General features: G+C 69.3%; 10 protein-coding genes. 2 read left to right on the forward strand and 8 right to left on the reverse strand.

The genetic code is table 11. The annotated features are described in order from the left end of the window. Positions 1–224: 224 nt before the first annotated feature. The 3 genes from BM109_RS31085 to BM109_RS31095 form a co-directional block, all read right to left on the reverse strand. Positions 225–1,241: a bile acid:sodium symporter family protein gene (locus BM109_RS31085; protein WP_093351694.1), complete on the reverse strand. Its 1,017-nt coding sequence runs from the start codon at positions 1,239–1,241 to the stop codon at positions 225–227. Positions 1,242–1,312: 71 nt separating this feature from the next. Then, complete coding sequence (locus BM109_RS31090) at positions 1,313–1,768, reverse strand: response regulator (protein WP_093351697.1); 456 nt, start codon at positions 1,766–1,768, stop codon at positions 1,313–1,315. 183 nt (positions 1,769–1,951) lie between these two features. Beyond that, positions 1,952–2,938 carry a quinone oxidoreductase family protein gene (locus tag BM109_RS31095; protein WP_093351699.1) on the reverse strand — a complete coding sequence of 329 codons (987 nt, stop codon included), beginning with the start codon at positions 2,936–2,938 and terminating at the stop codon, positions 1,952–1,954. A gap of 103 nt (positions 2,939–3,041) precedes the next feature. Here BM109_RS31095 and BM109_RS31100 point away from each other — a divergent pair, with 103 nt between their 5' ends. Next, entirely contained in the window at positions 3,042–3,947 is a 906-nt protein-coding gene (locus tag BM109_RS31100; RefSeq protein WP_093351702.1) for a DMT family transporter, read from the forward strand. A 21-nt stretch (positions 3,948–3,968) separates the two neighbouring features. On the opposite strand, the gene BM109_RS31105 is transcribed toward BM109_RS31100, so the two are convergent. Genes BM109_RS31105 through BM109_RS31125 form a run of 5 tightly spaced genes read right to left on the reverse strand, consistent with a single transcriptional unit; the run spans position 3,969 to position 10,815 of the window. Next, on the reverse strand, positions 3,969–6,329 hold the full coding sequence (locus BM109_RS31105) for a DUF5672 family protein (RefSeq protein ID WP_093351703.1): 2,361 nt from the start codon (positions 6,327–6,329) through the stop codon (positions 3,969–3,971). 49 nt (positions 6,330–6,378) lie between these two features. Continuing rightward, positions 6,379–7,179 (reverse strand): SDR family oxidoreductase, encoded by an 801-nt coding sequence (locus BM109_RS31110; protein WP_093351705.1) that lies wholly within the window; start codon positions 7,177–7,179, stop codon positions 6,379–6,381. Positions 7,180–7,220: 41 nt separating this feature from the next. Further along, positions 7,221–8,165 (reverse strand): DMT family transporter, encoded by a 945-nt coding sequence (locus tag BM109_RS31115; RefSeq protein WP_093351708.1) that lies wholly within the window; start codon positions 8,163–8,165, stop codon positions 7,221–7,223. A gap of 22 nt (positions 8,166–8,187) precedes the next feature. After that, positions 8,188–9,801, reverse strand: a complete 1,614-nt coding sequence (locus tag BM109_RS31120) for a gamma-glutamyltransferase family protein (protein WP_093352176.1) — start codon at positions 9,799–9,801, stop codon at positions 8,188–8,190. Positions 9,802–9,831: 30 nt separating this feature from the next. Continuing rightward, positions 9,832–10,815, reverse strand: coding sequence for a Bug family tripartite tricarboxylate transporter substrate binding protein (locus tag BM109_RS31125; RefSeq protein WP_093351710.1), 984 nt, complete (start codon positions 10,813–10,815; stop codon positions 9,832–9,834). Between the two features lie 99 nt (positions 10,816–10,914). Between BM109_RS31125 and BM109_RS31130 the strand changes: the two genes are divergently transcribed. Next, positions 10,915–11,838 carry a LysR family transcriptional regulator gene (locus BM109_RS31130; protein WP_093351713.1) on the forward strand — a complete coding sequence of 308 codons (924 nt, stop codon included), beginning with the start codon at positions 10,915–10,917 and terminating at the stop codon, positions 11,836–11,838. Positions 11,839–11,869 lie beyond the last annotated feature (31 nt).

Raw genomic sequence — 11,869 nt, forward strand, 5'->3', positions numbered from 1 at the left:
AGCGTTTCGCGGATAAGGGCTCGCAGCTGTCTGAGCGCAGCGCAGCGGAGCGAGTTCTGCGAGACCCCGCGAAACGCGAGCACCGCAGGTTGCCCCGGAGCGCAGCGGAGGGGTCGCAGACAGTGGGTCGCCTTTTCTTTGGTTACTTTCTTTTGGCGAAGCAAAAGAAAGTGACTCGCCCGCCGGGGCGAGACCCGGCCAGCGACCTAAGCAAAAAGAACAACCTACTTGGAGGAAGCAGCCCCCAATGCAGCAGGCTCACCAGCAACACGCACCTGCCGCCGCGCATACCGCTGCGCCAACACAGCACAAACCATCAACTGCATCTGATGAAACAACATCAGCGGCAAAACGATGGCGCCAACAGCATGCGAAGCAAACAGAACCTTCGCCATAGGAATCCCACTAGCCAGACTTTTCTTCGACCCACAGAACACGATCGTGATCTCGTCTTCAGTATCGAAGCCAAGCTTGCGCGCCAACAAGGTAGTCAGGCTCAACGCCAAAGCCAGGATCACCGCACACACCACAAGCACCCCCACCAGCGCATGCCCCGGCACCTGCCGCCACAACCCCTCGATCACCGCCGCACTGAACGCCGTATAGACCACCAGCAGGATCGACCCCTGGTCCACGAACTTCAGCACCGAAGCACGCCGCTTCACCCAGCCCCCGATCCACGGCCGCAGCAGATGCCCCGCCGCGAACGGCACCATCAGCTGCAGCAGGATCCGCCCGATCGCATCGAGCGACGACGAAGCCGCATGCCCGCCATGCGGCAACACCACCAGCCCCACCAGCACCGGCGTCACGAACACCCCCAGCAATGTCGAGGCCGAGGCGCTGCAGATCGCCGCCGGCATGTTGCCGCGCGCCATCGCGGTGAAGGCGATCGCCGACTGCACGGTGGCGGGCAGCACGCACAGGTACAGCACGCCGGTATAGAGCTCGGGCGTGACCAGCGGCACCAGCACCGGCTTCAACGCCAGCCCGAGCAGCGGGAACAGCACGAAGGTGCTCGCGAACACCAGCAGGTGCAGCCGCCAGTGGGTGATGCCCTCGAGGATCGCCTCGCGCGAGAGCTTGGCGCCGTGCAGGAAGAACAGCAGGCCGATGGCCACCGTGGTCAGGCCCTCGAAGAACTGGGCCGGACGGCCGCTGGCGGGGACGAGGCTCGCGAGGGTGACGACCGACAACAGGGCGAGGGTGAAGTTGTCGGGCAGGAGACGGGAACGGGACATGGAAAGGCAAAGCGCGACCGGCCCCTGTGCAGGGACGATCGCTCGGATAAGGGATTACCCGTATTTTCGCGCTAGTGCGCCGTCGAGGCGGCGGGGCGCGAAGAAGGCGACGCGGACGGTGGGGGATAGCTCGCGGCGGCCGTCGTGAAGCGCGCCTGCCGGCGGCGCAGGCAGTAGTCGATCAGGTCGTCGACCTCGGTGGCCTTGTCGAACACGGCGTCGGCGCCGAGCTGCAGGCAGCGGCGGCGCATGTCGGGCGTGGCGTGGTTGCTCAGCACCACCATCTTCTGGGCCGGATCGCGGTGGCGGCAGGCCTGCAGCACGCTGAGGCCGGTGCCGTCCTTGAGGAACAGGTCGACGATCGCCAGGTCCCACAGCGCCATGTTGCGCGTCAGCCAGCGCGTGCTCTCGGCCTCGGTATCGGCCAGGCCGACCGGATCGACCCGCGCCACCTCGCGCAAGGTGCCCACGAGGTTCTCGCGGATGGTGGGGTTGTCTTCGACGATGAAGGTGCGGACGGTGCTCATGGCGGCATGCGGCCATCCCTGCGGGCGGCGAAGCGAGGCATCCGCTTCGGCCCGATAAAGAACGGCTGGCTGGACTTTGTTGGCAACGAGGCTACAAAGTGCACCCGCCACAAGACGCAGGCATGACACCCCTGCCCGGGTAGGACAAGGCCGGGGTGCCGCCACGCCCGGCTTCGGGGCCGCTCAGAGCGTGAAGATCGTGCAGCCCGTGGTCTTGCGCGCCTCGAGGTCGCGGTGCGCCTGCTGCACGTCGTCCAGCGCATAGCGCTGCACGATCGGGATCTTCACCGCGCCGCTCTGCACGATGGCGAACAGGTCGTCGGCCGCCGCCTGCGTGCTGTCGCGCGTGGCCAGGTGCGAGAACAGCGTGGGGCGCGTCAGGTACAGCGAGCCCTTCGAGGCCAGCACGCCGAGGTTCACCGGCGGCACCGGGCCCGAGCCGTTGCCGAACACGGCCAGCAGGCCGAAGGGACGCAGGCAGTCGATCGAGCCTTCGAAGGTGTCCTTGCCGACCGAGTCGTAGACCACCTTCACGCCCTTGCCGCCGGTGATCTCCTTGACGCGGGCGGCGAAGTTCTCGCTGCTGTAGTTGATGGCATGCGCCGCGCCGTGGTCCAGCGCGAGCTGGCACTTGGCGTCGCTGCCGGCGGTGCCGATCAGCTGCAGGCCCAGCGCCTTGGCCCACTGACAGGCGATCAGGCCGACGCCGCCGGCCGCGGCATGGAACAGCACGAAGTCGCCGGGCTGCAGGCCCTCGGCCGGCAGCGTCTTCTTCAGCAGGTACTGCGTGGTCAGGCCCTTGAGCATCATGGCCGCGCCGGTCTCGAAGGAGATGTCGTCGGGCAGCTTGCAGACGCACTTGGCGGGCATCACGCGCAGCTCGCTGTAGGCGCCGGGCGGCTGGCTCGCATAGGCGGCACGGTCGCCGGCCTTCAGGTGCGTCACGCCCTCGCCCACCGCCTCGACCACGCCCGCGGCCTCCATGCCGAGCTGCAGCGGCATCTGGAACGGATAGAGCCCGCTGCGCTGGTAGGTGTCGATGAAGTTCAGGCCCACGGCCTTGTGGCGGATGCGGATCTCGCCGGGGCCGGGCTCGCCGACCTCGACCTCCACGATCTTCAGTTCCTCGGGACCGCCATGGCGGTCGATACGAACGGCTTTGCTCAACATCGGTGCTGTCTCCACGCGCGAAAAAAGAACAGGCGCATCCTGCCATGTTTGGGGTTTCCGCGGCGACACGGGTCATTGCCGCCAGCCGCTAGAGTCGGCGCCCATGCAATCGCCACAGCGCCTCACGCCCCTGACCATCCTCCTGCTCGTCGTGCCGCCGCTGCTGTGGGCCGGCAACGCGGTGGTCGGCCGCCTGGTGCGCGAGCTGGTGTCGCCGCTCACGCTGAACTTCGTGCGCTGGGTCATCGCCTTCGTGCTGCTGCTGCCGCTCGCGGCCCCGGTGCTGCGGCCCGCGAGCCCGCTGTGGGCGCACTGGAAGCGCTACGCGCTGCTGGGCCTGCTGGGCATCGGCCTGTACAACGCCTTCCAGTACCTGGCGCTGCAGACCTCCACGCCGATCAACGTGACGCTGGTGGGCTCGAGCCTGCCGCTGTGGATGCTGGCGGTGGGCAGCCTGTTCTTCGGTGCCCGCCCGCATGGGCGCGCGATCGGCGGCGCGCTGCTGTCGATGCTCGGCGTGCTGCTGGTGCTCAGCCGCGGCGAGTGGCGCCAGCTGCTGGCGCTGCGGCTGGTGCCGGGCGACCTCTACATGATCCTGGGCACCATCGCGTGGGCCTTCTACAGCTGGTTGCTCGCGCGCACGCACGAGCCCGCCGCGCTGCGGCGCGACTGGGCCGCCTTCCTGATGGCGCAGCTGGTGTTCGGCATCGCCTGGTCGGGCGCGCTGGCGGCCGGCGAATGGACGCTGACGCCGGCCCACCTCGACCTGGGCTGGCCGCTGGTCGCCGCCATGGCCTTCATCGGCATCGGCCCGGCCGTGCTGGCCTACCGCTGCTGGGGCACCGGCGTGCAGCGCGCGGGGCCGCAGGTGGCCGGCATCTTCATGAACCTCACGCCGCTGTTCGCGGCCGTGATGTCGGCGGCCTTTCTGCGCGAGGCGCCGCACTGGTACCACGGCGCGGCCTTCGTGCTGATCGTGGGCGGGATCGTGGTGTCGACGCGGCGCTGAACGAGCGCTCGCGCGCGCTGCTCAGGGCTTGCGGAACAGCCCGGTCAGCAGGTCCTTCTCGTCGAAGCGGTCGTCCTTGAAGCACTCGATGGTTTTCAGTCCCGCCGCTTCCATCGCCTGCGCCAGGCTGGCCTCGGTGTAGAAGCCCACGTGGCAAGGATCGGGATAGGCGCGGTCGTAGGGCATCGAGATCACGAAGTGGCCGCCCGGCACCAGCGACCGGCACGCCGACGAAAGGAAGTCCGCCACGTCGTCGGTGTAGATGTGCTCCAGCGTATGGAAGCTCACGACGGTGTCGGCCGGCGGAACGATCGGGCCGTCGGCCGTGAGGTCGTGCTCGACGAACAGGCTGGCCAGCGGCACGGCCTCGAAGAGTGCGCGCGCCAGCGACAGCGCCTGTTCGTTGAGGTCCACGCCGACCACCTCGCTCACCCGCGGGTTCTCGCGCAGCCAGTAGGTGCTCGCGCCGTGGTTGCAGCCGATGTCGAGCACGCGACCCTGGATGAAGGGCGCATAGGCCTGCAGGATGCGGCGGTTCGCATGCCGCTCCCAGAAGCCGAACGGGCTCGGCTCGACCGTGAGGTACGACTCCTTGGCATAACGCACCAGCGGCGGCGCGGCGGGCGCGAACAGGTGCGCCAGCTCCGGTTGGCTCGCCAGCCAGCGCGGTGCCTCCTCGCGATCCACCAACTGCCACGCATAGCCGGGCCGGTCATAGAGGTCGCGCCCCGAGGCCAGCAGCGCGGGGATGTCGAGCGCATCGAGCAGCTCGGGCCGGTTGTATTCCTGGTGCGCGAAGCCGCGGATCTTGGCGCGCACCGCCTCCTCGTCCATCGCGAGGTACGACAGGTGCCAGCCCGCGTCGTCGATCAGCCGCGCGGGCTGGGCGCCGTTGCGCACGCGCAGGCGCAACTGGTCGGGCGTGAGGCCGTCGAGCCGCGCGCGCGTGGCCGCCACGGTCCAGACCGACGCGGCCTCGGGGCCCTGCACGTTGCGGTAGTTGGCGTAGAAGTAATAGAAGGCCTGGCGCAGTCCGAAGACCTCGTGGCGGCGGTCGTCGCGCATGGCGCGCACGGTGTCGGCGCGCGGTATCTCGTCGGCGTCGGAGATCATCACCAGGTCGTGCGGCGCCGCGTCGTGCAGGCCGCGCAGGATCTGGTTGCGCTGGAATTTCTCGCGGATCCAGAAGCCCGATTTCGGCGTGTCGGCATGCCAGTCGCCGGGCACGGCCATCGCATCGGCGGCCGCGTCGACCTCGGGCAGGTCGTGCACCGCCACATGGCGGATGCGCGGCAGGAAGGCCGCGATGCGCGGATCGGCGGCATCGAAGCGCAACGGCTTGGGCACGCCGGTGAAGCTGCGGTCGGCCTCGACCACGACGAAGCAGTCGACCACCTCGTCGAGCTCGTGCAGCCGCGCCGCGAGGATGTCGGCCTCGCCGTTGTAGGTGAAGCAGTCGTAGACCCTGCGCGTGGGGCCCGGCGAGACGGCCACGGCCTGCGCCTCGGACGGAAACTCGATGCGGTAGCCGCGGCGCTCGAACATCGTCAGCAGGTCGCGCTCGCCGTACCAGCCGTCGAGCTCCGACAGCGGCACCAGCGAACGCACCGTGGGCGGCGACAGCGAGACCAGCCGGCGCACCTTCGAGTGATGGCCGAAGATCCTCAGCGCATCGAAGCCATGGTGCAGCTGCGGGCCCGCGTGCTCGATCGCGAACTCGCGCGCCAGCTCGACCGGCGCGAAGCGCAGGCCCCGGGCCTCGAGTGCGGGCCGCAGCACGCCGGTCAGTTGCACGTCCTCCAGCAGCGGGTTGTGATGCCAGTGCATCCGCAACGGCTCGCCGTCGAGCGCATCGGGCGGCGGAATCTCGACGCGGATCTGCGGATGGTCGACCAGCGCGCGCAGGAAGCGCCGGCTGCGCAGGCTGAAGCCGCCATTGAGCACCGGCGTGACGCGGTGGTCGGGCCGCGCGTACTCGTCGGCCCATTCGAAGCGGGTGCGCCAGTACGCCGGCCCCTGCGGCGGCTCGATGCGCGCGAGGTGGATCGGCGCGCCGATGCAGTCGTGGTCGAGGAAGGCCTCGTTCCAGTTGGCCGCGTCGAGCACCCAGCCGTCTTCCTGCACGATCAGCACGAACTCGGTCTGCACCACGCGCCAGAGCGCGAACATGACGAACCAGCTGTACTCGTGGTAGTTGAGCGGCGCGATCGCGCGGTGCGCGATGCCGCGGCCCAGATCGGCCGGCGCCTGCGGGCTGCACAGCAGCGCGCGCGCGCCGGGCATCTGCGCCAGGCTCAGCTCGAGCGCCATCGCGGCGCCGCGCGCGTCCGGCAGGCCGGTGACGGACACCAGCGTGATCTTCTGAAACGACTCCCTGCTCATCTTCTTCTTGCCCCGCGAATTCTTCGTTCCGCGTGATGCCCGGTCCGGCTCAGTAGGTGCCCGGGTAGGCACCGCCATCGGCCAGCACGTTCTGCCCGGTCATGTAGCCGGCCTGCACGCTGCAGAGGAAGGCACAGATCGCGCCGAACTCGGCCGGCGTGCCGAAGCGGCGCGCGGGCACGGACTTCTTGCGGTTCTCCCACACGGTGTCGAAGTCCAGGCCCGACTTCTGCGCCGCGCCGCTCATCGTGCCCTTGAGGCGGTCGGTCTCGAAGGAGCCGGGCAGCAGGTTGTTGATGGTCACGCCCTTGGCCGCGACGCCGCTGCGCGCCACGCCGGCCACGAAGCCCGTGAGGCCGCTGCGCGCGCCGTTCGACAGACCCAGCACCTCGATCGGCGACTTCACCGAGCTCGAGGTGATGTTGACGATGCGCCCGAAACCGCGCTCGGCCATGCCGTCGACCGTGGCCTTGATGAGCTCGATCGGCGTGAGCATGTTGGCGTCGACCGCCTTGATCCAGTCCTCGCGCTCCCAGTTGCGGAAGTCGCCGGGCGGCGGGCCGCCGGCATTGGTGACCACGATGTCGAAGGCGTGGCCCAGCGCGAACACCGCGGCGCGGCCGGCCTCGGTCGTGATGTCGGCCGCCACGGCCTTGACGAAGGGCGCGGGCGTACCCGCCGCCGTGGCCGCGTCGGCCAGCTGCTTGGCGGCCGCCTCGAGCGCCTCGGCGCCGCGCGCCACGATCACCACGTTGACGCCCTCGCGCACCAGCGCCTCGGCGCAGCCATAGCCCAACCCCTTGCTCGCGCCGCACACCAGCGCGGTCTTGCCTGCAATGCCCAGATCCATTTGTTCGACTCCAGAAGAGAAAGAAGAAAAGCGCGACGGCCTCAGCGGCCCTTGCGCGTGAAAACGAAGATGCCCGCGATCACCAGCGCCGTGCCGGCGGCGATCCAGGCGGTGAACGGTTCGCCGAGTATGACCACGCCCATGAGGATGGTCGACAATGGGCCGATCATGCCGGTCTGGGCGGCGATGGCCGGTCCGATGCGCTCGATGGCCATCATCACCATCAGCACCGGCACCGCGGTGCACAAGGTGGCGTTGAGCACCGACAGCCAGATCACCTCGGGCGCCACCTGCAGCGCCGCATCGAGTGGCCGCAGCAGTGCGAACTGCGCGAGGCAGAACAGGCAGGCCACGGTGGTCGCGAGGCCCACCAGCCGCAGCGATCCGAGGCGCTGCACGAATTCGCCGCTGTAGACCAGGTAGCCCGCATAGCTCACCGCGCTGAGGAAGACCAGGAACGCGCCCCAGGCCGCCGCGAGGCCGCCGCCCTTGCTCTCGCCGGCCAGCAGCTCGTGGCCGAACACCAGCAGCACGCCCGCGTAGCTGATGACCATGCCGATGAGCTGCGGCCGCGTGACGCGGCGGCGATAGAGCACCCAGCCGAAGAACAGCACCAGCGTGGGATTGAGATAGAGGATCAGCCGCTCGAAGCTGGCCGAGATGTAGGCCAGCCCGGCGAAGTCGAGGAAGCTCGCGAGGTAGTAGCCCGAGAAGCCCAGCCCGATCACGCCGAGCCAGTCGCGAAAGCTCAAGGCGGGCTTGCCGCGCCCGGCCCACCAGGCCATGAGCGCGAACAGCGGCAGCGCGAACAGCATGCGCAGCATGATCAGCGTCACGGCATCGACGCCGTGGCGATAGGCCAGCTTGACGATGATCGCCTTGCCGCTGAACGCGATCGCGCCCAGCGAGGCGAGGACGAGGCCGGGCGCGATGCGCTTCGCGCCGTCTGGAAGGGGAATGCCGGTGCTCGCGGCCGTCTTGGTCATCCCCCGATCATCGCGTGAAAGCTCAATACCCTGCTGCCGCTCCGTCTCGGCGCGGATCGCTGGCGGCCACGTAGCCCTCGACCGAGGGATCGCCCGCGCGCCAGATGAACTGGCCGGCACCGAAGTCCTGGTAGGAGTCGTTGATGACCTCGAGGTGGTGGCCCAGCCCGCGCAGGCCCTGCACGGTGGCCGGGTTCATCGCGGCCTCGACGTTGATCTCCATGCCGGCATTGAAGCGCCAGCGCGGTGCGTCGCAGGCGGCCTGCGGGTTCTGCTTGTAGTCGAGCATGCGCACCAGCGTCTGCATGTGGCCCTGGGGCTGCATGTTGCCGCCCATCACGCCGAAGCTCATCACCGGCTGGCCGTCCTTGGTGAGGAAGGCCGGGATGATGGTGTGGAACGGGCGCTTGCCCGGTGCCACCACGTTCGGGCTCTCGGCCTTGAGGCTGAAGCCGTGGCCGCGGTTCTGCAGGCTGATGCCGAACTCTGGCTCGACGCAGCCCGAGCCGAAGCCCATGTAGTTGCTCTGGATGAAGCTCACCATCATGCCGCTCTCGTCGGCCGCGGTAAGGTAGATGGTGCCGCCCTTCACGGGGTTGCCGGCCTTGAAGTCCTGCGCCTTGCTGCGGTCGATCAGCCGCGCGCGCGAAGCCAGATAGGCGTCGTCGAGCATCTGCTCGGTCGTGACCTCCATGGTCCCGCGCTCCGACACGTAGCGGTAGACGTCGGCGAAGGCCAGCTTCATGGCCTCGATCTGCAGATGCTGCGACTCGACCGAGTCGACCGGCAACGAGGCGATGTCGAACTTCTCGAGGATGCCCAGCGCGATCAGCGCCGCGATGCCCTGGCCGTTGGGCGGGATCTCGTGCAGCGTGTGGCCGCGGTAATCGCGCGAGATCGGCGTGACCCACTCGGGCTGGTAGGCCGCGAGGTCGGCCACGGTGAGCGCGCCGCCCTGCTCCCTGGAGAACTTCGCGAGCGCCTCGGCGATCTCGCCCGTGTAGTAAGCCTCGCCCTTGGTGCGGGCAATGGCCTTGAGCGCGCGCGCGGCGGCGGCGAAGCGGAACAGCTCGCCGACCTCGGGCGCGCGGCCCCAGGGCAGGAAGGCCTGGGCGAAGCCCGGCTGCGATTGCAGCAGCGGCGTGGCCGCGAGCCACTTGCCCTGCACCACCGGCGGCACCAGGTAGCCGCGCTCGGCGATGTCGATGGCCGGCGCCATCAGGTCGGCGAAGGGCAGCTTGCCGAAGCGCTCGCTGAGCGCGGCCCAGCCGCGCACCGCGCCCGGCACGGTGACCGAGTCGATGCCGCGCATCGGCGGCGTGGCGGCATCGGCGCCGTACTTGGCCCTGAAGTACTCGGGCGTCCAGGCCTTGGGCGCGGGGCCCGAGGCATTGAGGCCGTGCAGTGCCTTGCCGTCCCAGAGGATGCAGAAGGCATCGCTGCCCAGGCCGTTGCTCACCGGCTCGACCAGCGTCATGACCGCCGCGGTGGCGACGGCCGCGTCGACCGCGTTGCCGCCCTGCTGCAGGATGCGCAGGCCGGCCTGCGCGGCCAGCGGGTGCGAGGTCGACACCACGTTGCGCGCGAACACCGGGATGCGGGTGGAGGTGTAGGGGTTGCCGAAATCGAAGTTCAGGGCGGTCATGGCGGTCGTGCTCTCGTGTCTTCAGTCGTTGGTGATCTTGCGTTCGACGACGATCTTCTTCCACTTGGCGGCGTCGGCGGCCACCATCTTCGCGAACTGCTCGGGCGTGCCGGCGGTGGCGGGCTCGATGCCCAGGCGCGACAGCTTGTCCTTGACCTCGGGGTCGGCCAGCGCCTCGTTGGCGGCCTTGTTCACGCGCGCCACGATGTCGGGCGGCAGGCCCTTGGGACCGTAGAAGCCGAACCAGGTGTTCGACTCGAAGCCCGGCAGCGTGTCGGCGATCGGCGGCAGTTCGGGCGCGAGCGGGCTGCGCTTGAGCGTGGTCACGCCGAGTGCGCGCAACCGGCCATCGCGCACGTGCGGCATGCCGGTGGGCAGCGAGTCGAACAGCACCTCGACCTTGCCGCTGATCAGGTCGGGGATCGCGAGCGCCGTGCCCTTGTAGGGAATGTGGGTGACGAACACGCCGGCCTGCGCCTTGAACAGCTCGGCCGTGAGCTGCACGATGGTGCCGTTGCCGCTCGAGGCGTAGTTGAGCTTGCCGGGGTTCTTCTTCGCGTAGTCGATCCACTCGCGCACCGTCTTCGCGGGCGAGTTCACGGGCACCAGCATGATGCTCGGCGCGTCGCCCACATGCGCGATCGGCGTGAAGTCGCGCACCGTGTCGTAGGGCAGGCGGCTGGTGATGGCCGGGCCGATCGAGTGCGTGCTGGTGGTGGCCAGCAGCAGCGTGTAGCCGTCGGGCGCGGCCTTGGCCGCGAGGTCCGAGCCGATGGCGCCGCCGGCACCGGGCTTGTTGTCGACCACCAGCGTGGTGCCCAGCTTCTCGCCCATCTTCTGGCCCAGCGTGCGCGCGAACAGGTCGGTGGCGCCGGCCGCGGGAAAGGGCACGACCAGCCGGATCGGCTTGTTCGGGTAGCCCTGCGCGAGGCCGGTGGCCGGCGCGGCCAGGCACAGCGCGGCGAAGGCGGCCGCGAGGCCGTGGAGAAACTGGTGGCGTTGCATGGTGCTGGATTCCCTTCGCAAGATGGCGAACATTCGATGCTAAGCAGCGCGGGCGCATCAAGCCAGATAATCCCGCTTATTCAACTATGAGCACAATTTATGGCACGGATCGCCGCCGAGGAGGTTTCGCTGCAGCAGCTTCGCGCGCTCGCGGCGGTGGCCGAAACGGGCAGCTTCACGCTGGCCGCCGAGAGCCTGCAACTGACCCAGCCGGCCATCAGCCACCTTGTCAAGCGCATGGAGGAGGACCTGGGCCAGCCGCTGGTGGTGCGCGGGCGCCGCATCCGCATGACCGATGCCGGCCAGATGATGGTCGACACGGCGGTGCGCGCGCTGCGGCTGATCGATGAGTCGGTCAATGCCTGCCGCTCGCAGGCGCAGTTGCGCGAGGGCCGCGTCGTGCTGGCGGTGGGCCATCTCACGGCCGGCGCGCTGATGCCGCCGCTGCTCGGGCGCTTCGCGCAGAAGCACCCCAAGCTCGCCACCACGCTGCTCGACAGCACCGCCGAGCAGATGATCTCGCGCATCCTCTCGCAGGAGGCCGACCTCGGCTTCGGCTCCGACATCGGCCAGGCCCATTCGGAGCTCGCGACCGAGCCGCTGTTCGTCGAGCGCATGGCGCTGTTCGTGCGCGAGGACCATCCGCTCGCGCAGCGCAGCAGCATCGAGGCGCGGCAGCTCGAGGCCCTGCCCTTCATCCACGTCAACCCCGACGCCAACGTCTGGCGCGCGGTGAGCCGCCAGCTCTCGAGCGTGGCCAACGTCTACCCGCAGGTGGCGCACCACGTGTCGATGCTCTCCACCGCCTTCGGCCTGATCCAGGCCGGCGCGGGCGTGGCGCTGCTGCCGCGCTACGTCGAGGTGCTGATGCCGCCGAACCTGCGCGCGCTCGCGGTCACGCGGCCGGTGCTCGAGTACCCGCTGGTGGCGGTACGGCTGGCCAAGCATCCGCTGAGCCCGGCCGCGATGGCCTTCCTCGACATCGCGCGGCAGCACCTGAAGCCGCGCACGGCGAAGGGCTGAACGGCCTTCGCCAAAAACGAACGGCGCCCGC

It is taken from the genome of Variovorax sp. PDC80 (assembly GCF_900115375.1).
Taxonomy (GTDB): Bacteria; Pseudomonadota; Gammaproteobacteria; order Burkholderiales; family Burkholderiaceae_C; genus Variovorax.